The organism is Tessaracoccus sp. SD287 (assembly GCF_017355265.1).
Taxonomy (GTDB): domain Bacteria; phylum Actinomycetota; class Actinomycetes; order Propionibacteriales; family Propionibacteriaceae; genus Aestuariimicrobium.
This window is the reverse complement of the sequence record NZ_JADIJQ010000008.1, coordinates 22618-46500: the sequence shown is the minus strand read 5'-3', so window position 1 is coordinate 46500 and position 23883 is coordinate 22618. Positions and strand designations below refer to the sequence as shown.

Sequence of the window (23883 nt, the reverse complement as noted above, 5' to 3'; positions counted from 1 at the left end):
CCAATCTACCGCGCGAGCGGCGGTTGTCCTCGGGCACCGGCGTCCGTGAACGTCAACGTGAACCAGCAAAATGCCTGAGGATCGGTGTCAGAGGCCCTCATGACCGTTCAGGACACATCCTCGGGCATCCTGCTGGGAAATGGCCGAACTGTGGACAGCTTCTGTCAACGCCGCTGGACGCTGTGGACAACGCGGATCTGGCTGCGCCGGTGCGTGGAATCGGGGTCATGGAGAACCCGTTGATCATTCGCAAGCACCTCAGTCCCACCGAACGAAGCCGGCTCGACGAGCAGGTCCGCGCCGGGCGACTCACACCTGTGCTGCCCGGCGCCTACAGTGCAGATCCGCAGCCGGGTTGGTGGCACCGCGTCTGGGCTGCCCATGAGCTGCGGCCTGGTTCCGTGCTGTCGAGACAGACAGCAGCCCGGCTCGACTTCTGGCCCGAACGCCTCGATGAGACGGTTCACCTCGACCAGGCCAGGTTCATCGCTCCACCGCCGTGGCTCCATGTTTCACGAAGGGCCATCCCCGATGCGTTGGTCACCCGTCGCGGAGAGCTGCGCATCACCGCCGCGCCCTTGACCGTCCTGGACATGGTCGATGATCTCGGCGGCACGGCGATTGACGAAGGGCTCCGGCGACGGGTGGTGACCTTGGAACTGCTGGCGAGGACAATGGAGGAGATGACCTGGCGCAGGGGCAACGCTCTGCGCCGCAGGCTCCTGCACGAGTCCCGCGAGCAGCCGTGGTCAGCCCTTGAGCGCTCTGCCCACCAGATCCTGCGGCACCACCGCATCACAGGGTGGAAAGGCAACCATCGCGTCAACATCCGCGGCCGGGTGTTCTACATCGACATCGCTTTCCCCGGCCTGAAGCTGGCGGTCGAGTTGGACGGCTGGTCCTATCACCGCACCCGGCAGGACCTGGAGTACGACGCCAACCGCCACAACTGGCTGCAGTACGACGGCTGGAGGGTGCTGCGCTTCACCGCTGCCACCCTCGATGAGCTGGTCGAGTGGGTACGACGCTTCCAACGCGACCGGATGCCCCAGCAGGATGCCTGAGAATGGGCCCAAACCAGCAAGAAACCACCGTCATCGCCATCCTGCGGCATTCTGCTGGGAACCGTCGCGTTCAGCGGCAGCGGTTGATCTCGTACAGCGCGATGGAGGCGGCCACCGAGGCGTTCAGGCTCTCGACGTCGCTGGTGATCGGAATCGAGACCAGGTGGTCGCAGTGCTCGCGGACCAGGCGTGAGAGTCCCTCACCCTCCGAGCCGATCACCACGACCAACGGGCCGTCGACCCCGGGGATGCCGGACACCTCGACGTCACCCTCACCGGCCAGCCCGATGATGGTGAAGCCCGCCTTGGAGTAGCTCTCCAGGGCGCGGTTCAGGTTGGTGGCAAGCGCCACCGGAATACGGGCGGCGGCTCCGGCCGAGGTCTTCCAGGCGGCGGCGGTCATGCCCGCGGAGCGGCGCTCGGGGATGACCACCCCGTGGGCGCCGAAAGCGGCGGCCGAACGAATCACCGCGCCCAGGTTTCGGGGGTCGGTGATCTGGTCGAGGAAGACCACCAGGGCCTCGGAGTCCTCATCATTGATGGCATCGGCGAGCACGTCGTCGGGGTGGGCGTACTCGAAGGCGGGCAGCTGCAGGGCAACGCCCTGGTGCAGGGCACCACCGGTGAGCCGGTCGAGTTCGACCCGGTGCACCTGCATCATCGGGATGGTGTGCTCGGCGGCGAACTTCAGGATGTCGCGCAGGCGGTCGTCGCGCTCGGCCCCCTCGGCGATGTAGGCCGTCCTGACCGGAAGTCCGGCGTTCAGCGCCTCCAGCACCGGGTTGCGTCCTGCGACCCATTCGGGGCCCGAACCGGGACGACCCTTGCCGCCGGGGCCCGGACGCGTCTGGCGGCCGACCGCACGCCTGGCCGCGACCTGCTTCATCTTGTGCGCCTTGTGGTAGGGGCGGTCCTCGGCCTTGGGGGTCGGCCCCTTGCCCTCGAGTCCGCGGCGGACGCGTCCACCCGAACCAGCGGTGCGTCCCTTGCCCTTGGTGGTGGCGCCGCGGCGCTGGCTGTTGCCTGCCATGTCAGTTCTCCAGTGTCCAGCGGGCACCCTGCGGGGTGTCCGTGATCTTCAGCCCAAGCCCGCCCAGGGTGTCCCGGATGGCGTCTGCGGCTGCATAGTCCTTGCGTGCGCGGGCCTCGCCGCGCTGGTCGAGCATGGCCTTGACGAGGCCGTCGACGACCGGTTCCAGGGCAGCGTCGCCGGAGGAGGCCAGGTGCGCCCACTCGGGCAGTCCGCGGTGCAGGCCCAGCACCCGCATCATCTGGTCGACCCCGGCCAGCACCGACGCCACCTGCCCGGCGTCCGCGCCGGTGAGTGCGGTGTTGCCGTCCTTGACGGCGGCGAACAGGGCCGCCACGGCGCCCGGGGTGCCGAGGTCGTCGTCCATGGACCGCGCGAAGTCGTCCCAGTGCTGCGACGGCATCGCGTCGGGTGCCGGTTCACCGACCAGTTCGCCTGCGCGAGTCATGAACGTGTCGATGCGTTCGATGGCCTTGGTGGCCTCGTCCAGCGAACCGCGGGTGGCCTCCTCGGTCGGCGAGAACTCGATGGTCGAGCGGTAGTGCGGGGCCAGCAGGAAGTAGCGGACGGCGCGCGGGTCGTGGGTCCGGGTGACCTCGGTGACCTGGGCGGTGTTGCCCAGTGACTTGCTCATCTTCTCGCCCGACATGGTCACCCAGGCGTTGTGCATCCAGTACGTGGCGAACCCTCGGCCGGCGGCCCGTGACTGCGCCAGCTCGTTCTCGTGGTGCGGGAAGCGCAGGTCGATGCCGCCGCCGTGGATGTCAAAGGAGTCGCCGAGGTACTTGCCGGCCATGGCGGAGCACTCGATGTGCCACCCCGGACGACCGCGTCCCCAGGGGCTGGGCCACGACGCCGAGTACGGCTCGCCGTCCTTGTGGCCCTTCCACAGCGCGAAGTCGCGGGGGTCACGCTTGCCGCGCGGGTCGGCGTCGGCGGCGGCCTCCATGTCCTGGATCCGCTGGTGGGACAGGGCGCCGTACTCGGGCCAGGAGCGCACGTCGAAGTAGACGTCACCGGACTGGTCGGCGGCGGGGTAGGCGTGGCCGCGCTCGACCAGGGTCTGGATCAGTTCGACCATCTCGGGGATGTGGCCGGTGGCGCGGGGCTCGTAGGTGGGCGGCAGGCAGCCCAGCGCCGCGTAGGCGACGTGCAGTTCGCGCTCGAACTCGTAGGCGTGGGCGAACCACTCGACGTCGCGCTCGGCCGACTTCGCCAGGATCTTGTCGTCGATGTCGGTGACGTTGGCGACGACGCTGACCTGGTAGCCCGAGTGGGTGAGCCAGCGACGCAGCACGTCGAAGACCACCTCCTTGCGGATGTGGCCCAGGTGGGGTGAGGACTGCACGGTCAGACCACAGTGGTAGATCGAGACCCGTCCCTCGACGAGGGGTCGGAAGTCGTGGACCTGGCTGGTGGCCGAGTCGTACAGGCGGAAGCTCACCCGCACAGTCTAGGGGGTGGGACGACCGGGGTCGTCCCCGCGGGTGGGGCGCAGGGGTGGTCCCCGGGAACAGGTCAGCGGTGCTGCGACTTGCGGGCCAACCAGTTGCCCAGGAACTGGATGACCTGGACGAAGGCGACGATCACCAGCACGGTGATCCAGGTGATGGCCCAGTCGAAGCGTTGGTAGCCGTAGGACAGGGCGAAGGCACCCAGTCCGCCACCGGCGACGATGCCCGCCAGCGCCGACATGTCGACGACGGCGACGAACAGGTAGGTGTAGCCCAGGATCAGCGGTGCCTGCGCCTCGGGGATCAGCACGGTGCGGATGATCCGCCAGGTCGAGGCACCCATCGACCGGGCCGCCTCGATGACGCCGGGGTCGATGGCCACCAGCGACTGTTCCACGATGCGTGAGGTGCCCATCGAGACCATGATGATCATCGGGAACAGGAAGGCATTGGTGCCGATGCTGGTGCCGACGACGGCCAGGGTCAGCGGACCCATGGCGGCCACGAAGATGATGAACGGGATGGGTCGGAAGAAGTTGATGATCACGTTCAGCACGTTGAAGACCGGGCCGTTGGCCAGCAGCCCGCCGCGGCGGGTCAGGGTCAGCAGCAGGCCCAGGGTCAACCCCACCAGGCCGCCGACGAGCAGCGCCGCCGAGACCAGGTAGAGCGTGGTGAAGATGGCCTCGACGAAGACGTCGCCGTTCACGGAGAAGTCGAACTTCATCGCGGCCCCCCTGCTGCGGGTTCGACGGCGTCGGCGCGCAGGTGCGCCACGTCGTACTCGTCGACGTCAGTGAAGTCGCGCAGCAGGCCCAGGGCATGGTCGATGTGCTCCTCGTCGCCGCTGAGGGCGAAGGTGAGCGAGCCGTAGGGACGGTCGCTGATCTCGACGATGGAGCCGTAGACCAGGTCGGCGCGCACGTTGACCTCGTCCAGGGTCTTGACCACGGTGCGACCGCCGGTGTCCTTGTCCCGAATGGTGACGGTGATCATCCGTCCCGGGTAGTGCTGGGCCAAACGGGCCAGCGTCGCCTCGCTCGGACGGTCCTTCAGGGAGGTGTTCACGAAACGCCGGGTGGTCGGGTGGGCCGGGTTGCTGAAGATGTCGTAGACCTCACCGGACTCGATCACCTGCCCCTGTTCCATCACCGCGACCCGGTGGCACAGGTTGCGGACCACGTCCATCTCGTGGGTGATGATGACGATGGTGATGCCCAGTTCCTGGTTGGCCTTGCGTAGCAACGCCAGCACCTCGTCGGTGGTCTGCGGGTCAAGCGCCGACGTGCATTCGTCGGCGAGCAGGATCTTGGGGTTGGAGGCCAGGGCGCGGGCGATCCCGACGCGCTGCTTCTGGCCGCCGGACAACTGGTGGGGGTAGGCGCGGGCCTTGTCGGACAGCCCCACGAAGTCGAGCAGTTCGGCCACCCGCGCGTCCCGCTCGGCCTTGCCCCACTGCTTGGTCTCGGAGTTCACGATCTGGAGCGGGTAGGCAATGTTCTCGCTGACCGTCTTCGAGGCGAACAGGTTGAACTGCTGGAAGATCATGCCGATGTGGTGACGCACCGGCAGCAACTGCTTCTCGGTCATGGCCGAGACTTCGTGCCCGGCCACCAGCAGCCGTCCCGAGGTGGTGGGTTCGAGCCCGTTGATCAGCCGCACCAGGGTCGACTTGCCGGCACCGGAGAATCCGATGACGCCATAGATCTCGCCCGGGTAGATGTCCAGGGAGACGCCGTTGACGGCGTGCACGGTGCCCGACGAGGCGTCGAAGCGCTTGTGCACGCCGTCCAGCGTGATGATGGGTTCACTCATCGGTGTCGTCCGGTGGGCACCGTGGTCACTTCAGCGATTCGGTGACGTCGGTCAGGATCTTCTGCAGTTCCTCGGGGGACTTGTTGACCAGCACGGCAGAGTCCTTGGAGCTCTTCTGCAGTGCAGCCTGGAAGTCCTTGTCCTGGAAGATGGCCGCGAGCTTCTTCAACTGCTCGTTGTCAGCGTCGGCCTTGCGGACGACGAAGACATTGATGTAGGGCTCGGCAGCCTTGGACGAGGCGTCGTCGCTGAACAGGGCGCTGTTCGGGTCGAGGCCCGCGTCGTTGACGAAGTCATTGTTGACCACGGCCCCGTCGATGGAGGACAGTGCGGTCACCGTCTGCTGGGCGTCCATGGGCGAGACGGTCACCTTGGAGCCGGCCTGGTCGATGTCCTCCTCGCCGGCCACGACACCGGTGCCGTCCTTGAGCTTCAGCAGGCCGGCCTCGGCCAGCACGTGCAGGGCGCGGGACTTGTTGGTCTCGTCGTTCGGGACGGCGATCTGCCCGCCCTGGGGGATGGCATCCAACGAGGTGTGCTTCTTCGAGTACAACGCCAGCGGGTAGATCGCTGTCGAGGCGATCGGCACCAGGTCGGCGTTGTTGTCCTTGTTGTAACCGGCCAGGTACAGGATGTGCTGGAACTGGTTGGAGTCGAGCGAACCGTCGGTCACGGCCGGGTTCGGGGTGGTGTAGTCGGTGAAGTCCTTGATGTCGACCTTGATGCCGGCTGCTTCAGCCTTCTGCTTGTAGATCGTCCACTGCTCCTCGGAGGCTCCGACCACGCCGATCGAGATCGGCGCGTCCTGGCCGTCGCCGACGCCCTGGTCGGCGCCGGAGCCGCAGCCGGTCAGCAGCAGGGCAACAGCGGTGGTGAGGGCAGCCAGCGGGGTGGCCCAACGCTTGAACATGAGTGTTCCTTTCAACTGTGGGGCAACAAGCCCCGACGCCGCGAAGAGCGGCGTGCCGTGGTGGCAGGGTGGCCGCGGGTGCGGCAGGGATCACGACAAGCGATCCATCACCCCATGGTGTCAAGTGTGCCGCTGGCCAAACAATTCCCCACAGCGCGTCCCGTCATATGGCTACCCGCCGCGAGCCTTGGCCCGCAACGCGGCGATGTCCAGCACGTTGGCGTTCGACGGGTCGATCTCGTCGGCCGCCTGCTCCCACGGATCGAAGATGGGGATCTCGTCGGTTGGTTCGGCGAAGCCCTTGGACGGGTCGTACGGGTTGTTCGGGGTGTTGCCGCTCTGGGTGATCTGGAGCATCGACTCCGACGAGATGGCCTCGTCAGGCAGTTCTGCCAGGTACTCGTGGACGTAGCTGTGGGCGGCCTCGGCCAGCGGCACCTCGCGGTTGAACTCCTGGGACTGGTACCACCGGTGGTCGAGCACCTCGTGGAAGAACTGGGCGTTCTCGCGCTTGCCGCGCAGGTCGGCGGGGATGGCCGCGATGATGGGCTCGTAGCACTGGGTCATCCAGCGGTGGGCCACCACCGCCTCGTCCACGTGGCCCAGACCTGAGCGGGCGCGGAAGGTGTCCAGGTCGTTCAGCATCCGTCGGGCCTGGTTCTCCTCGGCGTCCAGGCCGGTCAGGCGCAGCAGGCGTCGGGAGTGGTGGCCGGGGTCGACCACCTTGGGCTGCAGGCGCACCCGGTCACCCGACGCCGAGGTCGAGATGTCCAGTTCGGCCACGTCGAATCCGAGCGCGTTCAGGCGGCGGACGCGTCGTTCGATGCGGTGCAACTCCGACCCCGCGAACTCCTCCACGCCGGTGAGCTCGGTCCACAGCTCCTGGTAGCGGTTCTCGATGATGTCGACCAGCACCAGCGGGTCAAGGGACGCGTCGAGCAGGCCGCCTGCCTCCAGGTCGAGGAACTCCCCGAACAGGTTGGTGCGGGCAATGGTCAGGTCGTGCAGACGCTGCCCGTTGGTCAGTTTCTCGTGCAGTTCCCCAGTCTCGGCGTCGACCAGGTGAGCGGCGAAGGACTCGGCGTCGCGACGGAACAGGACATTGGACAGTGACACGTCGCCCCACAGGAAGCCGAGCAGGTGCAACTGCGCCAGCAGCACGACCAGGGCGTCGAGCAGGCGCATCACGGTGTCCTGGCGCACGCCGGAGTGGAACAGTGAGCGGTACGGCAGTGAGAACGACAGATGCTTGGTGACCAGGATCGGGTCCAGTTGCTCACCGGTGCGGGTGGTGCGTCCGCTGACCACCGCCAGCGCCTCCACGCCGTGGGCACCGATCCTGCGCAGGTCGTGCAGCAGTCGGTACTCGTGGATGGCGAGGTGCTCGATGACCTCCTTGGCGGCGTAGACGTCGTCGCCGACCCGAATGAACCGGACGACGTGACGCGAGATGCCGCGGGGCAGCGCGACGAGCAGGTCGGTCGGCCACTCCTCGAGCGGGGTGCTCCACGGCAGCGCGAGCAGTCGCGAGTCGGGTTGGGCGGACAGAAAACGGGGCACGGGCCCAGTCTGCCAGCCCGGGACCGTCAGCGGGTGGCGCGTTGGGCCCGATCCAGGGCGACGGTGAGGTCGGCGACCAGGTCCGGGGCCTGCTCAATGCCGACCGAGAGCCGAAGGAGTCCCTCCGTGATACCGGCCATGCCCTGAGCCTCGTCGCTCATGGCCGCGTGGGTCATCGCTCCCGGATGGACCACCAGCGACTCGACCCCACCGAGGGACTCGGCCAGGCAGAAGGTGCGCAGGCTCGCCACCAGCGCGTCGGCCGCCGGACGCCCACCCGCCAGTTCGAAGCTGATCAGCGATCCGAAGCCCGACTGCTGGGACGCTGCCAGGGCGTGGCCTGGGTGGTCGCTCAGGCCGGGGTAGTGGACCTTGGCGACGGCCGGATGACCGACCAGCAGGTCGACGACCGCCCGGGCGTTCTGGTCGTGGACGCGGACCCGCGCGTCCAGGGTGCGCAGGCCGCGCAACTGCAGCCAGGCGTCGAAGCTCGACCCGGACACCCCGGTGGTGTTGGCCCACCAGTCCAGGTCGTCGTGCTGCGCCCGGGTGGCGCTGACCAGCGCACCCCCGACCACGTCGGAATGGCCGTTGATGAACTTGGTGGTGGAGTGCAGCACGACGTCGACCCCCAGGGACAGGGGCTGCTGCAGCGCCGGGGAGCAGAACGTGTTGTCGGCCAGCACCACGGCCCCGGCCGCATGGCCCAGGTCGGCGACCGCCGCGATGTCGGTGATCCGCAGCAAGGGGTTGGACGGGGTCTCGATCCAGACCAGGTCGGCGGGGGAGTCCAATGCTGCCCGGGCGGAGTCGAGGTCGGTCAGGTCGACCCAGTCGACCTGCAGCCTGGCGTCGTTGGCGAAACGACTCAGCAGCCGCCAGGTGCCGCCGTACAGGTCGTGGGCGGCGACGACGCGTCCACCGACGGGCACGCACGCCAGCAGCGCCAGGGTCGCCGCCGACATGCCCGAGGAGGTGATGACCGTCCCGGCGCCACCCTCGAGGATCGCCAGGGCCTCGCCGAACAGGTCCCGGGTCGGGTTGCCCGACCGGCTGTAGGCGTAGTCGGGTTCCTCGGCGATGGTCGGGAAGGTGTAGTTCGTCGACGCGTACCAGGCCGGCACCACCGCACGGTACTGGGTGTCCTGGCCGATGCCGTGGCGCAGGGCTCGGGTGAGGCGGGAGGTCTCGGGCTGGTCCATGACACGAAGGTTAGTGCGCCGCGCACCAATTCTGGTCGTCGGCGCAGCCCCCGCAGGTGACCAGACGCTCCTGGCAGGCCAGGTCGGAGCAGTTCTGCAGGCGCGAGGTCGGTGCGGCGCAGCGGTGGCAGCGGCCGATCACCTCGGGGTCGGGGCCGAGGTCGATGACCGAGCGACCGTCGAAGACGGTCAGGCTGCCCTGCCACAGTCCCTGGTTGCCGAACTGCTCGCCGTAGCTGACCACACCGCCGTCGACCTGGTAGACGTCGGCGAAGCCGCGGTTGCGCATCAGCACCGTCAGCACCTCACACCGGATGCCGCCGGTGCAGTAGGTGATCACGGGCCGATCCTTCAGGTGGTCGTACTTGCCGGAGTCGAGTTCGGCCACGAAGTCGTGCGTGGTCGAGGTGTCGGGCACGACCGCGTCACGGAACCGGCCCACGGCGGCTTCGACGGCATTCCTACCGTCGAAGAAGACGGCCTCGGGACGCTCGGCGACCAGGTCGTTGACCTGCTGGGGACTCAGCCGGGTGCCACCGCCGACGACGCCGGTCTGGTCCACGACCAGTTCGTGGGGGACACCGAAGCTGACCAACTCCTCGCGGACGCGCACCCGCAGCTTCGGGAAGTCGGTGCTGAAGCCCTCGGCGTCCAACGCGGTGCCGGCCGACCATTTCACCTCCAGCGCGCGCAGTCCGGGGTGGGCACGTGTCCTCCGGAGGTAGGCCTTGCAGTTCTCGACCGAGCCGCCGACGGTGGCATTGATGCCGTGCCGGCTGACGATGATGCGGCCCCGCAACTTCAACGAATGGCACAGTTCCCACTGCCACAGCCGGATCGCCTCCGGGTCGGCCAGGGGGGTGAAGTGGTAGAAGAGCAGGATCTTGGGAACGCGCACAGTGCGAGTATGCCCGGATGTGGCTAGATTCGCCCCGTGACCTGGACCTCTGCCGCGCTGACCTTTCTGCTGGTGATGGACCCCTTGGGCAACGTGCCGTTGTTCCTGGCGGCGCTGCGCCACACCGCCCCGGAGCGCCGGGCACGGGTGATCCTGCGGGAAGTGCTGATCGCGTTGGTCATCATGCTGGTGTTCCTGGGACTCGGCCGGTTCCTGCTGGACCTGTTGCACGTCTCGCAGGAGGCGCTGACCGTCGCAGGCGGAGTCATCCTGCTGTTGATCGCGGTCCGGATGGTGTTCCCGACCGAGATGCGCAACCTGCACGAGCCCGTCAGCGGGGAGCCGTTCATCGTGCCGCTGGCCGTGCCCTACCTGGCCGGGCCGTCGCTGCTGGCCACCGAAATCCTGGTGGTGAGTTCCGGCGCGCCCGGCATGTGGCCGTGGTGGCTGTTGGCATTGGTGCTGGCCTGGGCCATCTCGGCGGGGGTGTTGTTGAGCGCCGGCTGGTTGCAGCGCTTCGTCGGGGACAGGACGTTGGTGGCGATCGAACGGCTGATGGGCATGGTGCTGGTGATGATCGCGGTGCAGATGATGCTGGACGGGTTGAGGGACTTCTTCATGGCCTGACCTGGTCGTGCGGGAACGCAGGAAGGGCCCGGCCGAAGCCGAGCCCTTCCGGGGATATCGATCGTTGTCGCAGGCCAGCCTCAGCTGATCCGGTCCTGGCTGACATTGCTGAACACGTGCACGTGGTCCTTGTCGACACCCAGACGCACCTGCGCGCCACGCGAGGGGGGACGACGCGACGAGATGCGGGCCACCAGCTGCTGCGCGGTGATCTTCTCGTCGTCGGACAGGCCCGACAGGCTGCCGTACAGGTAGGCGTCGGCACCCAGTTCCTCGACCACGGCCACGTCCAGGCCGATGCCCTCGCCGGAGTCGGAGAGCACGAAGGTCTCGGGACGGATGCCCAGGGTCAGGGTCTCCTCACCCGGTGCACGGTCCAGGACCTCACGCGAGATCGGCACCAGGTAGTCGCCGATCATGACGCCGCCCTCGACGACCTTGCCGACCATCAGGTTCATGGCCGGCGAACCGATGAAGCCGGCGACGAACAGGTTGCGGGGGGTGTCGTAGAGGGCCAGCGGGCTGTCAACCTGCTGCAGTTCACCGTTGCTCATCACGGCCACCCGGTCACCCATGGTCATGGCCTCGACCTGGTCGTGGGTGACGTAGACGGTGGTGACGCCCAGCCGCGACTGCAGGGCCGCGATCTGGGTGCGGGTCTGCACGCGCAGCTTGGCGTCCAGGTTCGACAGCGGCTCGTCCATCAGGAAGACCTGGGGGTCACGCACGATGGCGCGGCCCATGGCCACGCGCTGGCGCTGGCCACCGGACAGGTTCTTCGGCTTGCGGGTGAGGAATTCCTCCAGGCCCAGCAGCTTCGCGGCCTCCTGGACGCGCTTCTGGCGCTCCGCCTTGGGCACGTTCTGCATCTTCAGGGCGAAGCCCATGTTGTCCGCGACCGTCATGTGCGGGTACAGGGCGTAGTTCTGGAAGACCATCGCGATGTCGCGATCCTTCGGCGGCAGGTCGGTGACGTCACGCTCACCGATGTGGATGCTGCCGGCGTTCACTTCCTCCAGGCCGGCCAGCATGCGCAGGCTGGTTGACTTGCCGCAACCGGAGGGGCCGACCAGAACCATGAACTCACCGTCGCCGATGTCCAGGTTCAGTTTGTTGACAGCCGGGCGCTCAGACCCGGGGTAGACGCGCGTGGCGTCCCGAAATGTGACCTTGGCCATGCCAATTGTCCTTTCCACGGGCAGGTACGTGCCCGACGATCCGTAGTGGAAACGATTCCCGCAGCTTCGCGGGCTTCGACGCCCCAGCGTCAGCCGTGACTGATTGGGAACATTAACGAATCTAGCGGCAACTCGGTGACGGCGGAAGGCCGTCGTAATGGAGTTGAGACCGTTCCCGCCTCAACTTCCCCCCGAAAAGGTGGACGAATGGCAACGGCCGGCCCCCTGCAGGAGGGGGCCGGCCGCTGCTCTGCACACTGGACCGATGAGGCTAGACCGATGAGGGGGTCCAGTTCTTCGCCAGCAACAGCTCCGGGTTTCTCTCGGGGCTCACCTGCACCCCGCCACCGCGCAGCTTGATGTTGTCGACATACACACCCCGGCCCAGGTACAGGTTGTCGGTGGTGTGCTTCCACCGGATGACCAGGTTGTCCCCGGCCGGCACCTGCGCCTCGGCCTTCATCCACCGCCGCAGCCCGCTGACGGCCAACGGTCCATCGACGGTCTGGGCGCGAAAGTCGCGGTCCTTGAGCCGGTAGGGCAGCGGCGCCCACGTCGTCCCGCCATCGGTGGAGAGCTCCAGTGAGAACGGGTCCCACTGGTCCTCGGCGTCGATGAACAGGTCGAAGCTGAGCTTGGCGTCCCGCGTCAGGCGCTCGACGGGCAGGTCCAGGGTGGAGGTGGTGGCATTGGTGGTGCCAGTCATCCACGCCGTCGCGCCAGTGGTGGGTCGCACCGGCATCGCCAGGGCGAGCCCCTGGGCCCAGTCACGTCGCGGCGGGTTGACCGACCCTGAGGCCCGCGACGGGTGCACCCTGTTGGTCAACAGGATCGCGAACGACCGTGAGGTGAAGTCGATGACCAGGCTGGTGCCGGTGTAGCCGGTGTGCCCGGCAGTCTTCGGGCTCGCCAGGCCAGCCATGTACCAGCGCTGGTCGAGCTCGAAGCCGAGGCCGTGACTGTCATCGGGGAACTTCTCGTTGAAGTCGGTGATGAGCAGGTCGACCGACGACTCCGAGAGGATCCGTCGACCTTCGTAGATGCCGCCGTTCAACAGCGCCTGCGACAGGATCGACAGGTCCTTCACGGTGGAGAACACCCCGGCGTGACCGGCAACACCGTTCAGCGACCAGGCGTTCTCGTCGTGGACCTCACCCCAGACGATGCCCCGGTTGGGGGTCGCCTGGTATTCGGTGGCGGCGGTCCGCCGCTTGTCGGACGGGTTGTAGCCGGTGTCGACCATGCCCAGCGGAGCGGTGACGCGTTCCCGGACGACAACATCCAGGGACGTGCCCCGCAGCTTCTCCACGATCAGTCCCAGGGTGATCAGGTTGAGGTCGGAGTAGCGGTAGACCTCGCCGGGGGCGTGGGTGGGGGTGGCGTTCAGCACGGCCCGGATGCGACTGTCGTAGTCGGGTGCCGACCACAGCGGCAACCACGCCACCAGACCCGAGGTGTGGGTCAACAGGTGCCGGACGGTGATGTCCTGCTTGCCGTTGGCCGCGAATGCGGGCAGGTAGGTGGCCACCGGTTCGTCCAGCTCCAGGGCACCCTCCTCGATCAGCTGCACGGCCACCAGGGAGGTGAACAGCTTCGAGACCGAGGCCAGGTCGAAGATGGTGTCCTCGACCACCGCGATCCGCTCGGACTCGGGCAGTGTGGTGGTGGCGTCGGCATAGAGCAGGGCGTGCCCACCCACCGCCCGGGCCACGATGGCACCGTCATGCCCCATCACCGCCGCATACCCCGGGTAGAGGGGGTAGCCGTTGGGTTGGGGACGGGTGTAGCCGTCCAGGGCGGCCTTGGCCGCCTCGATCGGCTCCGGGTTCAGGCCCTGGCGCTGCGGGGTGGCGGTGGTGAGCACGGTGTTGGGGGCGGCATAGCCCTGGTGCACCGTGGTGTAGTCCGCCGCCACGGCGGGACCCACCAGTCCCACCGTCAACGCCACCGACGTGGCCAGGGCGAGGCAGACCCGCCTCATCGGGCGCTTCATCCGCGGTTGCCGGGGTAGAGCAGGTACTGCTGCCGCAACCTGTCGAAGGCGGCCAGCTCGCTGCGCCAGGCCGCCACCACGGCGTCGGCCGAGGCGCCGGAGTCGATCTGCTCACGCAACCGCGACGACCCGGTCAGCTTGTCGATCCAGTAGGGGCGGGTGGTGTCCCAGGCGTCGTTGCGCCAGGCGAACTCCGGGTAGAGCGCCTTGGCGGCGACCAGCATCTCGACGCCCACGCGCACCGCGTCCAGGGCGTACGGGTCGAGGATGTGCACCTGGACCCCGGCGCACACCTTGGTGGCGTGCTTGCTGAAGGTGGGCGTGAAGTACGCCTCGCGGAACTGGACGCCCGACAGTTTGCGATCGTTCAGGGCCACCGACCAGCGGTGGTCCATGTAGGGAGCGCCGATCCACTCGAACGGTCGGGTGGTGCCGCGTCCCTCGGACAGGTTCGTCCCCTCGAACATGCAGGTGCCGGGGTACAGCAGGGCGGTGTCCGGGGTCGGCATGTTGGGGCTCGGCGGAACCCACTGCAGACCCGTGTCCTGGTAGAGCTCGCGCGGCTTCCAGCCCTTGTTCTGGATGACGACCAGTTCCCTCAGGCGCGCGCCCGCCTCGTCCTGGGGCAGGAACTCACCGTTGAACAGGCCGGCCAGTTCACCGACGGTCATGCCGTGCTGCTGGACGATCGCCTCGGACCCGACGAAGGTGGTGAAGAACTCCGTCATCAGCGGCCCCCTGGCGACGCCGCCGGTGGGGTTGGGACGGTCCAGCACCAGGAAGGCCACGTCGGCACGCACCGCAGCGCGCATCGCGTTGTACATCGTCCAGATGTAGGTGTAGAACCGGGCGCCGGCGTCCTGGATGTCGAAGACGATCGTGTCGAGGCCGGCCTTGGTGAACATGGTGGCCATGGACGCCACCGTCGCCCCGTAGAGGTCGTAGATGGTCAGTCCGGTGCGCGGGTCAATGGTGGTGCCCTCGGCGTCCCCGGCCTGGGCGGTGCCGCGGAAGCCGTGCTCGGGCCCGAAGATGCCCTTGATGTCCAGGCCGGCGGCGGCCATCGAGTCGACGATCGAGGTGCCGTCAGCCAGCACGCCGGTCGGGTTGGTGATGACCCCGAGTTTGCGTCCCTTCAGGTCTGCCCAGCCCTTGGCTGCCTGCACGTCGGCCCCGGTCTTCACCCGGGTGCCCGACCCCTTGCCGGGGGTGGCGTTGGCGGCGGTGACGCCGCCGAAACTCAGCGCGCTCGCGCCGGCGGCGATTCCGGCGCCGCCCATCATCATGCGTCGGTTGATTCCCATGTCTGTCTTCTTTCGTGAGGGGTGGTCAGTAGCTGAGGCCGTGGCCAAAGGGGTGGACGACGGAGGTGACATCGGTGGGCGAGACCAGGTCGACCGGCAGCTTGCCGCGGGGGTTGACCGTGCCGGTCAGCACCCGCACCAGCGAGCCGGGGGTGACCGGTGAGTAGGAGTAGGTCGCCACCTTGGCGTTGCCCTGCACCCAGCTCAGGTCGTAGGGGTCGCGGACGGCGACCACGACGACGGGAGTGCCGGTGGCGCCCAGCCGGGCGACCAGGGTGCGCTGGGCGGTGTTCGTCCACGCCTTGTTGGTGAGCACGACGACCACGTCATGGCTGGCTGCGGCCGTCGCGGCCGCACCGATGCGCGCAGAAGTGGGCGTCAGACCGGTCTCGAGGGCGGTGGCGGCATGGCCGGCGTCGGTGAGCAGCGCGGCGACCGACGCGGTGGTGGAGACCCCCCAGCCGGTGACCAGCACCTTGCGTCCCGCCGCCAGGGGCAGCACCCCGTCATTCTCGACCAGTGTGACGGTGCGGTCACTGATCCGGTCGGCGGTAGCCATGTGGGCGTCGTTGCCGAGGTAGCCGTCGACCCTGTCCGCGTCGACGTAGGGCTGTTGGACGTAGCCGCGGCGGTACTTCAGGGTCAGGATGCGCTCAATCTTGCGGTCGATGTCGGCCCACAGCAGCCGTCCACTGGCCAGGGCCGCCTTGATGGCGGCGATCGCCTCGACGGGTTTCGGTGCCATCAGCAACTGGTCGACCCCCGCCTCCAGCGCGCGGACGGCGACCTCGTCGTCCCCGTACTTGTCCCGGACCCCCTGCATGGCGAGGCTGTCGGTCACCACGACGCCCTTGTAACCGAGTTGGCCGCGCAACAGCCCGGTCATGATCGGCTTCGAGAGGGTCGCCGGGTCGCCGGAGTCGTCAAAGGCGGGCATCAGCAGGTGGGCGGTCATCACCATGTCCACTCCCGCCGCGATGGCTGCCTTGAACGGCGGGGCGTCGATGGTCTCCCATTCCTCGCGGGTGTGGTCGATGAGCGGCAGGCCGTAGTGGCTGTCGGTGGCGGTGTCTCCATGGCCCGGGAAGTGCTTGGTCGAGGACGAGACGTTGCCGTCGTCCTGGTAGCCCCGCACCTGGGCGCGAACCATGTCGGCGGTGAGGGTGGGGTCCGAGGAGAACGCCCGCACCCCGATAACGGGGTTGAGCGGGTTCACGTTGACGTCGGAGGTGGGGGCGAAGTTGACGTTGATGCCGACCGCGCGCAGTTCCTTGCCGGTGATGTCCGCGGCGGTGCGGGCATCATCGGTGCTGCGTCCGGCGCCCAGCGCCATCGAGCCGGGGAACTGGGTGGCCGGGGGACCGAGTCGGGTGACCACGCCCATCTCCTGGTCGGTGGCGATCTGCAGGGGCACCGCGGCCTTGGCTGCCGATCCGAGGGCCGCTCGCTGCAGGCCATTGCTCAGCTCGGCGACCTGCCGGGGATTCTTGTAGGAGTCGGTCCAGGCAAAGTAGATGACGCCGCCCAGGTGCAGCTTGGCGACGACGTCGGCGGGGGTGGCATGTCCGAACTGGGACAGGTTGCGTGCGTCGGCGGTGTCGGCGGTCGCGCCGTAGACCTCGGCGATGAACAACTGGCCGAGCTTCTCGTCGGCGGTCATCCTGGCCAGTGTCGAACGCACCCAGCCGGTGATGCGCTGGTCCGGGCTGGTCGACGCGCTGGCCCGTCCAGCGCAGGCAGCAGCGCCCGCGATTCCCGCGCCAGTGGCGAGAACAGCACGACGCGACAGGGAAGAGTTGAGGGGGTTCACAAGTGCCTCACTTCGAGTACGCCCGGGAACCGTCGTTGGTTCCCGGTGGTTGGGCGCGAGGCTAGTCAGGAATCCCCCCACCGTGGGCCAGTCGTCACCGATTGCCCGGGCCGTCATCAGACGCAGGATGCTGAATCCCCTAGTCGCCACGACGAAAACGGAGATGCAAAGGACCTGAGGGGAAATACGCAAGGGATCAGGGCCGGTGAGCGAATGAAGGGGAGTCCTGAGCAGTTCGGTGGATGCCACCGCCCCGGCTAGCCTCGATGGTATGGAATCCCAGCCCGCCGGACAGCAGCCCGGCCCCGACCCGGTGGTCGCCGCCGCTGACCGTGCCCTGGCCAAGGCCACCGCCAGGGCGGCCGGGGCATCCCCCGGGGGGTCGCCGACCGAGCCTGCTCCTGAGAAGGAGTGGTGGGAGGAACCCGGCATGCCGTGGAGGGAGAAGCCCACCCGGTCGGACTACGCGTGCCTGGCCTGGATCGCCTTCATGGGTGTCTTCGGGCTGGCGATGCTGCCGCTTCGCGGCTGGTTGTTGGGCCTGAACCCGCCGCTGCTGGTGGCCATCACCGGCTCACGGTCAGGTGCGGCCGCCATGGGGGCACTGGCCTCGCAGGGCCTGGCCGACAACTGGGTCTGGTACCTGCTGGCCGGCACCGTCATGTCGATCAAGTTCGACTGGGTGTTCTGGTGGGCGGGCAAGCTCTGGGGGCGCGGCATGATCGAGGTGTGGGCCGGACGCTCCGAGCGCGCCGCCAAGAACTACGCCAGGGCCGAACGCTGGGCGCAGAAGCTGGGCTGGTTGGGCATGTTCGTCGCCTATGTCCCGATTCCGCTGCCGCTGATGCAGGTGATCTTCGTGCTCTTCGGCGCCTCGGGGATGAGCGTCAAGCGCTTCATCCTGCTCGACTTCCTGGCCAGCACCACCTGGCTGCTGCTGTACCTCTCGCTGGGGTGGGTGGTCGGTGAACCGGCGGTGAAGGTGCTCAAGGAGTACGCCAAGTACGCCAACTACGTCGCCATCGGCCTGGTCGTCTTCGTCATCGCCACGACCATGTTTGCCCCGCGCAAGAAGCGGGCCTGAGCGGGGGCCCGGCCAGTACAGCACCGACCGGGCCGACGACAACTCAGGCCAGCGTGACGGTCTGGGTCTTGGTGAACCACCCACTCTTGACCTGGGCGCTGGTCGGGGTCACGTCCTTGGGGACGTCGAAGTAGACCTTGCCCGAGACCTTGTTGCCCGGGTTGACGGTCTCGAACATCAGCACACCCTCGACGAAGAAGGTGTCAGACGACGCGGAGAACTCCAGGCCATTGCCATCCACCAGGGTGATGTCCGAGTCGGAGATCATTGCTTCCCGTTTGCCCACGTTCTTGACGCTCACGTCGAGGACGCAGAACTTGCCCTGCGGCTCGATCTTCTGCCCCAACCCGGTGGGCTGGACACCGCACTTGAAGTTCGTCAGCGTGAACTCCACGTCACCGCTGACGACGGGGGCGCCGAGACGGGCGCCCACAGGTTTCTGCTCGGGGGCGGCGGTCGTTGCTGGCGCTGTCGTGGGGGCCGCGGTCGTAGGCGCGGCGGTCGTGGGGGCCGCGGTCGTGGCGGGTGCCGTCGTGGCGGCGGCGGTCGGCTTGACCTCGGCCGCGGCAGGCATCGTGCTCGCCTGGCTACTGGGCGCGGTGGCCTGGGGCGCGTTGCCGCCCCCCGCCAGAGCGGAAATCACCATCAGGCCCGCGACCCCGCCGACCACGGCCAGCACCACGCGGCCCTTGCCCTTCTTCTTCGGGGGCATCGGTGCCTGCGGCCACTGCTGGCCGGGCATCTGCTGGCCAGGGAACTGCTGTCCCGGGAACTGCTGTCCGGGGAACTGCTGGGGTGGCTGGACCCGCGGGCCGGTGCCCGGGTTGAACTGTTGACCGCCCTGCTGGGACGCCCCGAACGACGCATTGTTCGGCATGGTGACTTCCTTCTGTCATGGCCAGGATTCCTGTGCCCAGTCGTTGCCAGGAATGGCTTCGACCCACTGGGCCAGGACAGAAATGACATTACGAATGGGCTCTGACAAAACGTGTTGGGCGCCACTCGACTGACCACGCTGCACCGCATCTGGGTGCGCGCTGGACGTATCGTGGCCCATGACCCTTTCCGGATCGCGTCTCGACGGCCGTTACCTGGTGATCGACCGGATCGGCCCGACCGGCCGCCCTGGTGTCGGCGAGGTCTGGCGTGCCGTTGACCAGTGGGACGCGCCCGTGGCCGTCAGGGTGCTCGACCTGACGCCCGGGCTGGGGGCCGACGCCGAGCAACGCTTCCTCCACGCACGCGGCTTACTGACCGGCATCAACCATCCCAACGTCGTGCGGGTGCGCGACCTGCTGGTGCTGAACGGAACCCGCCTCGCGATCGTCACGGACCTGGCGGGCGGCGGCGACCTGGCCGCGATGCTGGACCCGGAGACCTTGCCGCCGGTCGACGTCGCTGCCGTCGGCGGCCAGGTCGCCTACGGACTGGGCGCCTTGCACGCCAGGGGCCTCACCCACCAGGGGGTGCGCCCCAGCACCGTGATGTTGCACGAGGTCGACGGTCTGCTGAGCGCACGGGTCAGCGACTTCGCCGTCGCCCTGCTCGGTGCCTATGGACTGATCCGACCGCCCGCCGAGTCACTCCCGCAGAACCTGCCCTACCAAGCCCCGGAACTGGCCGCCGGGGCGGTGCCGACGCCGCGCTCGGACCTGTACGCCCTGGGCATCATGCTCTACGAATTGAGCACTGGTGTCCGGCCCTTTGACGGGGTGGCGCCCGCCGACCTGGTCCACGCGCACGCGAACCTGGCCCCCGGGCGTCCTGCCGGGGTGCCCGACCTGCTCTGGGACCAGATCTCCGTCCTGCTCGCGAAGGATCCCCTGCGGCGACCCGATGACGCCAACCAGGTGGCCGCTCGGTTGGCCTTCATCCGCGAACGCGTCGCCGGCCTGCCAGCAGCCCGCCGACTGGCCGCGCCCCCGCCCCCACTCCGACCGGCCGCAGCCCAGGTGTCGCGCGTCGTGCCCCCGGCCCCCGTGCCGACCGCCCAGCACCGTCCACCACGGCCCAAAGACTCGCGGCGGGGCGTCTGGCTGGCCCTCGCGGCGCTGGTCGTGGTGGTGGCGGTGGTGGGTTGGCTGCTGCTTGGCAGCCGGGACGCCCCGACCGTCACGCCCAGTGCTTCCCGACCCACCACGGCCCAGGTCACTGATGCCCCCAGCACCACGGTTGCGACGACGACCAGGACATCAACCCTCGCACCGACCACGAGTCTTCCCGCCTTCCCGGCAGGCGTGAGCCAGTGCAGTGAGTCGATCGGCGTGAACAGGAACACCTCCTGTGAATTCGCCGCGAACGTCGCCGCCGCCTGGTCGTCCACCAGCAGAACCGGGACGACAACGGTGCGGGCCATCAGTCCGGTCACCAACCAGACCTACACGATGACCTGCGTAGCGGGGCCCGTCACGGTGTGCACCGGCGGGAACAACGCGGCTGTCTACATCCGCTGACCCGCGGATGCCAAATGGTTGAACTGACAACTGATACGATGGAGGCCGTTGACCACACAAGCGAAGGGTGGGCCGATGGCCACGGACTGGCTGACCACGGAGGAGCGCGAGGCCTGGATCCGGCTGGTGGCGTTGATCGAGTTGCTGCCCAGTACCTTCGATGCCCAGCTGCGCTCAGGCGCCAACCTCGTCTACTTCGAGTACTACGTCCTGGCCATCCTGTCCGAGTCGCCGGACCGGACCCTGCGGATGAGCGCGCTGGCCACCAGGGCCAACTCCACCCTGCCGCGGCTCTCCCATGCCGTGCGGCGCCTCGAGCAGCGCGGTCTGGTGGAGCGCAAGCCCTGCGAGCAGGACGGCCGCTCCACCAATGCCCACCTCACCGAGCAGGGCTGGCAGCTGGTCCGCGAGGCCGCCCCCGCCCACGTCGAGCACGTCCGCGAAGTCATCTTCAACGTGCTCACCCCCGAACAGGTGCGCCAGCTGAGCGAGATCTCGGCCACGGTGCTGGGCGCGCTTCCGCACGCGCAGGGGCAGGTCGACCCGATCAGGGCTCAGCCCCTGGCGAACACCGCCACCAGGAAGCCGTCGCCCTCGCGATAGGGGCGCAGATCCCAGGTGGACAGGGCCAGTTCCAACCGCAGGCCGGCCTCCGCCGCGTCGGCGAGGAACTCGTCGAAGGCGTAGCCGCGACCGGCCCCGAAGCCGATGACGGCGCGGCCGTCGTCGACCAGGTGGGTGGCGAAGCGGCGCAGCACCTCGGCGCGGGTCGACTCGGCCAGGAATCCCATCACGTTGCCGGCGCAGACGATCACGTCGAAGCCCTCGGCGATGCCCGCCGACGGCAGGTCGAGGACCGCCAGGTCACCCACGAGGTAGGTGGGGCCGGGGTTGTCGATGTCGCCGGCCGCGATCAGTCCGGGGTCGACGTCCACGCCGACGACCCGGTGGCCGAGTTGGTGCAGGCGGCCGGTCAGTCGACCCGGCCCGCAGCCCGCATCAAGAATGTGCGCATTGCGCGGCACCATCGCGTCGACGAAGCGCGCCTCGCCGTACAGATCGTGACCTTGTTCGGCCATCACCTTGAAACGCTGGATGTAGCGCTGGGTGTGGTCGGGGTCGGCGGCGATGATGCGCGCCCACTTGGACGGCTCCGGTGCACGAAGGGACTGGTTCACCACGCCATGCTATCGGGCAACGATTTCCCCCCAGCACCCGGATGTCGGCACAATTGGGCAGGCCCGCGTCTTCGCGGTGCGCCCCCTTAGCTCAGCGGCCAGAGCACCTGTCTTGTAAACAGGGGGTCGTGGGTTCGACTCCCACAGGGGGCTCAGACACCGGCGCCGGCCAGCACCGCCTCGCCGTCGCCGTGCACCCGGACCACCTCACCGGCCGGGATGAAGGCGGCCTGGCCCTTGACCAGCTCGGTCGTCTCATCGGTGCTGGCGCAGGCCAGGTACCCGTCCAGGACCATCAGGATGCGGGCGCTGCCGACGGCGGGCAGCACCACCGGCTCGGGGTGGCCGCCACGACCCAGGTGCATCATCCACAGGTCGAACTCCGGTGACGGGGTGGGGTAGTGCCGCAGGCCGGGCGCCACGAGGACCGGTTCCACCAGGTGCGGCACGGCGCCTTCGAAGTCGACCACCTGCACCAGGGCGTCGACGTCGATGTGCTTGTGGGTCAGGCCGCCTCGCAACACGTTGTCGCTGCTGGCCATGATCTCAAGGCAGGTGCCCGACAGGTGGGCGTGCATGTTCCCGGGTGGCAGATGGACGGCCTGGCCGGGCCGCAGGTCCAGGCGGTTCAGCAGCAGTGCGGCCAGGATGCTGCGGTCGCCGGGGTAGTGCTCGTCCAGTTCCACGGCGGTGCGGGCGAAGGCGCCCAGCGCGGAATCGTCGTCGGCGTGGCGCAGGGCGGCCGCCACCACTACGTCCACCATGCCGCGGCGCTGGTCGGACAGGCTCAGCGCGTCGAGGAAGACCTCGGCGAGGGCGGCGCTGCCGCTGCGCTGGGTGAGCGGACCGATCACCGAGCCAAGTTCGTCGCTGACCCCGAGCTGGGCGAACAGGGCGGCAGTCTGGGCCGCGGGGCGGAATCCGCTGAGCGTGCTGAAGTCGGTCAGGGCGATGGCCATCTCGGGCTTGGGCCAGTCGTCCTTGAAGCTGCGCTGGGGGTCGGTCAACGCCAGGCCGCGCTCGTTCTCGGCGGCGAAGCCGGCCCGCGCCTGTTCCCGGTTGGGGTGCGCCTGCAGGCTCAGCGGGTGGGCCGCCGACAGGATCTTCAGCAGGAAGGGCAGCCGGGGACCGAAGGCGTCCAGGGATGCCGCGCCGAGCGCTTCGGGATGGTCGAGCAGCCAGGTACGCAGGTCGGTGCCGTGCTCGGGGACCTCGCTGGGCGCCAGCCCGTGGGCGCCCAGCCACAGTTCGGCCTGTGGCTCGCCGGTGGGGTCCACCCCCAGGATCGTGGCGATCGAGTCTGTCGATCCCCAGGCGTAGTTCTGGATCCGGCCCTCGAGGTGCATCATTGCGCAGTTCCTACTGTCGTGACGGCGTCCGGCTGGGCGGGACGGTTACCCCTCGAGTGTAACGACTCCCCATCACCGCCCCTGAATCACCGCCCTTGAATGACATGGCTGTGATTCGCCAGCTAGACTCGTCGGCATGTCAGCCCGAAGCCACATCAGCGCTGTTCCCGAAGCGAGCGTCCAGGTGCAGGGCCTCAGCGAGCGTGACTGCGCCATCCTGGAGTTCGAGAAGTCGTGGTGGTCGGCCGACGGCTCCAAGGGCAGCGAGATTCGCGAACGGTTCGGCATGTCCACCACGGCCTACCACCAGATCCTCAACGCGCTCCTGGACGACCCGACGGCCCTGGCCGCCCAGCCCCTGCTGGTCAAACGTCTGCGTCGGCTGCGCGAGCAGCGCCAGCGGTCGCGCTCGGCCTCGCGCCTGGCCCAGCACGGCTGACCACCCTGCGCAGGTGCGCCAGGCCCTCGGTCAGGGGACGGAACGCCAGCACGCGGTAGCCCCCGAGCTCCAGGTCGGCCTCGAGCTCGAACACGTTGGCCGCGGCCCGGTCACCGGTCCGCAGCCAGGACCAGCCCATGGCCAGGCCGTAGGCCGGCAGGTAGGGCAGCCCCATCGAGTAGGCCCACTGCCACGTGTGATTCGTCTCGTGCTGCAGCAGACCGGGGTGGCGCGCCTCGAGGTCAGCCCACGACCCGGACGCGGTGAGGATGACCGAGCCGATGGTGAAGGCCCCGGCCATCGGAAAGCCGAGCCGGTAGCCCTCGGCCAGCCACACCCCGTCGGGGCCACGCCGCACGCGCGCGCGACCGACGGCGGCCACCGCCAGGCCGAACGGGGTGGACGCATTGCACCAGTTGGCCAGGTTGCGCACACGAGACATCACGGGGCTGCTCACGACGTCCATTCTGCCGGGCTCGACCGGCAGAAGTGGGGGTGCGGAATCTTTGCACTCTCGGGGGTCGAGTGCTAAGAA

At 68.4% G+C, this 23883-nt stretch carries 22 protein-coding genes and 1 tRNA gene; 7 read left to right on the top strand and 16 right to left on the bottom strand.

Annotated elements, in window-relative coordinates; all coding sequences use genetic code 11:
• The first annotated feature begins 227 nt into the window (after window positions 1-227).
• Complete coding sequence (locus IPV09_RS04925; protein WP_207474090.1) at window positions 228-1064, top strand: DUF559 domain-containing protein; 837 nt, start codon at window positions 228-230, stop codon at window positions 1062-1064.
• A gap of 70 nt (window positions 1065-1134) precedes the next feature.
• Here IPV09_RS04925 and rlmB read toward each other — a convergent pair whose 3' ends face one another.
• The 8 genes from rlmB to IPV09_RS04885 form a co-directional block, all read right to left on the bottom strand.
• Window positions 1135-2094, bottom strand: coding sequence for a 23S rRNA (guanosine(2251)-2'-O)-methyltransferase RlmB (gene rlmB, locus IPV09_RS04920; protein ID WP_207474089.1), 960 nt, complete (start codon window positions 2092-2094; stop codon window positions 1135-1137).
• Between the two features lies 1 nt (window position 2095).
• Entirely contained in the window at window positions 2096-3538 is a 1443-nt protein-coding gene (gene cysS, locus IPV09_RS04915; protein ID WP_207474087.1) for a cysteine--tRNA ligase, read from the bottom strand.
• 74 nt (window positions 3539-3612) lie between these two features.
• Window positions 3613-4275 (bottom strand): methionine ABC transporter permease, encoded by a 663-nt coding sequence (locus tag IPV09_RS04910; RefSeq protein WP_207474086.1) that lies wholly within the window; start codon window positions 4273-4275, stop codon window positions 3613-3615.
• On the bottom strand, window positions 4272-5363 hold the full coding sequence (locus tag IPV09_RS04905) for a methionine ABC transporter ATP-binding protein (protein WP_207474085.1): 1092 nt from the start codon (window positions 5361-5363) through the stop codon (window positions 4272-4274). The genes IPV09_RS04910 and IPV09_RS04905 overlap by 4 nt, the downstream gene beginning before the upstream one ends.
• Before the next feature lie 25 nt (window positions 5364-5388).
• Window positions 5389-6273 carry a MetQ/NlpA family ABC transporter substrate-binding protein gene (locus IPV09_RS04900; protein ID WP_207474083.1) on the bottom strand — a complete coding sequence of 295 codons (885 nt, stop codon included), beginning with the start codon at window positions 6271-6273 and terminating at the stop codon, window positions 5389-5391.
• A 171-nt stretch (window positions 6274-6444) separates the two neighbouring features.
• Window positions 6445-7833 carry a DUF4032 domain-containing protein gene (locus IPV09_RS04895; RefSeq protein WP_207474081.1) on the bottom strand — a complete coding sequence of 463 codons (1389 nt, stop codon included), beginning with the start codon at window positions 7831-7833 and terminating at the stop codon, window positions 6445-6447.
• Window positions 7834-7859: 26 nt separating this feature from the next.
• Window positions 7860-9035, bottom strand: coding sequence for a PLP-dependent aspartate aminotransferase family protein (locus IPV09_RS04890; protein ID WP_207474080.1), 1176 nt, complete (start codon window positions 9033-9035; stop codon window positions 7860-7862).
• A 10-nt stretch (window positions 9036-9045) separates the two neighbouring features.
• Complete coding sequence (locus IPV09_RS04885) at window positions 9046-9933, bottom strand: rhodanese-related sulfurtransferase (protein WP_207474078.1); 888 nt, start codon at window positions 9931-9933, stop codon at window positions 9046-9048.
• Window positions 9934-9969: 36 nt separating this feature from the next.
• Here IPV09_RS04885 and IPV09_RS04880 point away from each other — a divergent pair, with 36 nt between their 5' ends.
• Window positions 9970-10560, top strand: a complete 591-nt coding sequence (locus tag IPV09_RS04880) for a MarC family protein (RefSeq protein WP_370590223.1) — start codon at window positions 9970-9972, stop codon at window positions 10558-10560.
• Between the two features lie 80 nt (window positions 10561-10640).
• Here the strand turns inward: IPV09_RS04880 and IPV09_RS04875 are convergent, their stop codons facing one another.
• From IPV09_RS04875 to IPV09_RS04860, 4 genes are all read right to left on the bottom strand, one after another.
• Complete coding sequence (locus IPV09_RS04875) at window positions 10641-11738, bottom strand: ABC transporter ATP-binding protein (protein WP_207474077.1); 1098 nt, start codon at window positions 11736-11738, stop codon at window positions 10641-10643.
• A gap of 271 nt (window positions 11739-12009) precedes the next feature.
• On the bottom strand, window positions 12010-13719 hold the full coding sequence (locus IPV09_RS04870) for a serine hydrolase domain-containing protein (protein WP_207474076.1): 1710 nt from the start codon (window positions 13717-13719) through the stop codon (window positions 12010-12012).
• An 8-nt stretch (window positions 13720-13727) separates the two neighbouring features.
• Window positions 13728-15035: an exo-beta-N-acetylmuramidase NamZ domain-containing protein gene (locus tag IPV09_RS04865; RefSeq protein WP_207474075.1), complete on the bottom strand. Its 1308-nt coding sequence runs from the start codon at window positions 15033-15035 to the stop codon at window positions 13728-13730.
• Window positions 15036-15060: 25 nt separating this feature from the next.
• Window positions 15061-16695: a glycoside hydrolase family 3 protein gene (locus tag IPV09_RS04860; protein ID WP_242681243.1), complete on the bottom strand. Its 1635-nt coding sequence runs from the start codon at window positions 16693-16695 to the stop codon at window positions 15061-15063.
• Window positions 16696-17116: 421 nt separating this feature from the next.
• Here IPV09_RS04860 and IPV09_RS04855 point away from each other — a divergent pair, with 421 nt between their 5' ends.
• Window positions 17117-17929 (top strand): DedA family protein, encoded by an 813-nt coding sequence (locus IPV09_RS04855; protein ID WP_207474073.1) that lies wholly within the window; start codon window positions 17117-17119, stop codon window positions 17927-17929.
• Window positions 17930-17972: 43 nt separating this feature from the next.
• Here the strand turns inward: IPV09_RS04855 and IPV09_RS04850 are convergent, their stop codons facing one another.
• Window positions 17973-18806 (bottom strand): DUF4352 domain-containing protein, encoded by an 834-nt coding sequence (locus IPV09_RS04850; RefSeq protein ID WP_207474072.1) that lies wholly within the window; start codon window positions 18804-18806, stop codon window positions 17973-17975.
• Between the two features lie 178 nt (window positions 18807-18984).
• On the opposite strand from IPV09_RS04850, the gene IPV09_RS04845 reads away from it, so the two are divergent.
• Together IPV09_RS04845 and IPV09_RS04840 are read left to right on the top strand one after the other, a co-directional pair.
• Window positions 18985-20382, top strand: coding sequence for a serine/threonine-protein kinase (locus IPV09_RS04845; protein ID WP_207474071.1), 1398 nt, complete (start codon window positions 18985-18987; stop codon window positions 20380-20382).
• A 75-nt stretch (window positions 20383-20457) separates the two neighbouring features.
• Entirely contained in the window at window positions 20458-20985 is a 528-nt protein-coding gene (locus IPV09_RS04840; RefSeq protein WP_207474069.1) for a MarR family winged helix-turn-helix transcriptional regulator, read from the top strand.
• Here IPV09_RS04840 and IPV09_RS04835 read toward each other — a convergent pair.
• Window positions 20937-21560 carry a class I SAM-dependent methyltransferase gene (locus IPV09_RS04835; RefSeq protein ID WP_370590222.1) on the bottom strand — a complete coding sequence of 208 codons (624 nt, stop codon included), beginning with the start codon at window positions 21558-21560 and terminating at the stop codon, window positions 20937-20939. The genes IPV09_RS04840 and IPV09_RS04835 overlap by 49 nt on opposite strands.
• An 80-nt stretch (window positions 21561-21640) precedes the next feature.
• Here IPV09_RS04835 and IPV09_RS04830 point away from each other — a divergent pair.
• A tRNA-Thr gene (locus tag IPV09_RS04830) sits at window positions 21641-21713 on the top strand.
• Here IPV09_RS04830 and manA read toward each other — a convergent pair.
• Window positions 21713-22909, bottom strand: coding sequence for a mannose-6-phosphate isomerase, class I (gene manA / locus IPV09_RS04825; protein ID WP_207474068.1), 1197 nt, complete (start codon window positions 22907-22909; stop codon window positions 21713-21715). The two genes, IPV09_RS04830 and manA, sit on opposite strands and share 1 nt — an antisense overlap.
• Before the next feature lie 136 nt (window positions 22910-23045).
• Here manA and IPV09_RS04820 point away from each other — a divergent pair, with 136 nt between their 5' ends.
• Complete coding sequence (locus IPV09_RS04820) at window positions 23046-23348, top strand: DUF3263 domain-containing protein (RefSeq protein WP_207474067.1); 303 nt, start codon at window positions 23046-23048, stop codon at window positions 23346-23348.
• On the opposite strand, the gene IPV09_RS04815 is transcribed toward IPV09_RS04820, so the two are convergent.
• Window positions 23275-23805, bottom strand: coding sequence for a hypothetical protein (locus IPV09_RS04815; RefSeq protein WP_207474066.1), 531 nt, complete (start codon window positions 23803-23805; stop codon window positions 23275-23277). The genes IPV09_RS04820 and IPV09_RS04815 overlap by 74 nt on opposite strands.
• Window positions 23806-23883: the final 78 nt, after the last annotated feature.

What these genes read in the sequence shown, in the direction of transcription:
- IPV09_RS04925 (WP_207474090.1), top strand. Translation starts at nt 228, where the DNA reads ATGGAGAACCCGTTGATCATTCGCAAGCACCTCAGTCCCACCGAACGA.
- IPV09_RS04860 (WP_242681243.1), bottom strand. Translation starts at nt 16,695, where the DNA reads ATGACCGCCGACGAGAAGCTCGGCCAGTTGTTCATCGCCGAGGTCTAC.
- IPV09_RS04850 (WP_207474072.1), bottom strand. Translation starts at nt 18,806, where the DNA reads ATGCCGAACAATGCGTCGTTCGGGGCGTCCCAGCAGGGCGGTCAACAG.
- IPV09_RS04840 (WP_207474069.1), top strand. Translation starts at nt 20,458, where the DNA reads ATGGCCACGGACTGGCTGACCACGGAGGAGCGCGAGGCCTGGATCCGG.
- rlmB (WP_207474089.1), bottom strand. Translation starts at nt 2,094, where the DNA reads ATGGCAGGCAACAGCCAGCGCCGCGGCGCCACCACCAAGGGCAAGGGA.
- IPV09_RS04910 (WP_207474086.1), bottom strand. Translation starts at nt 4,275, where the DNA reads ATGAAGTTCGACTTCTCCGTGAACGGCGACGTCTTCGTCGAGGCCATC.
- IPV09_RS04865 (WP_207474075.1), bottom strand. Translation starts at nt 15,035, where the DNA reads ATGGGAATCAACCGACGCATGATGATGGGCGGCGCCGGAATCGCCGCC.
- IPV09_RS04820 (WP_207474067.1), top strand. Translation starts at nt 23,046, where the DNA reads ATGTCAGCCCGAAGCCACATCAGCGCTGTTCCCGAAGCGAGCGTCCAG.
- IPV09_RS04855 (WP_207474073.1), top strand. Translation starts at nt 17,117, where the DNA reads ATGGAATCCCAGCCCGCCGGACAGCAGCCCGGCCCCGACCCGGTGGTC.
- IPV09_RS04890 (WP_207474080.1), bottom strand. Translation starts at nt 9,035, where the DNA reads ATGGACCAGCCCGAGACCTCCCGCCTCACCCGAGCCCTGCGCCACGGC.
- IPV09_RS04875 (WP_207474077.1), bottom strand. Translation starts at nt 11,738, where the DNA reads ATGGCCAAGGTCACATTTCGGGACGCCACGCGCGTCTACCCCGGGTCT.
- IPV09_RS04870 (WP_207474076.1), bottom strand. Translation starts at nt 13,719, where the DNA reads ATGAGGCGGGTCTGCCTCGCCCTGGCCACGTCGGTGGCGTTGACGGTG.
- IPV09_RS04900 (WP_207474083.1), bottom strand. Translation starts at nt 6,273, where the DNA reads ATGTTCAAGCGTTGGGCCACCCCGCTGGCTGCCCTCACCACCGCTGTT.
- manA (WP_207474068.1), bottom strand. Translation starts at nt 22,909, where the DNA reads ATGATGCACCTCGAGGGCCGGATCCAGAACTACGCCTGGGGATCGACA.
- IPV09_RS04845 (WP_207474071.1), top strand. Translation starts at nt 18,985, where the DNA reads ATGACCCTTTCCGGATCGCGTCTCGACGGCCGTTACCTGGTGATCGAC.
- IPV09_RS04905 (WP_207474085.1), bottom strand. Translation starts at nt 5,363, where the DNA reads ATGAGTGAACCCATCATCACGCTGGACGGCGTGCACAAGCGCTTCGAC.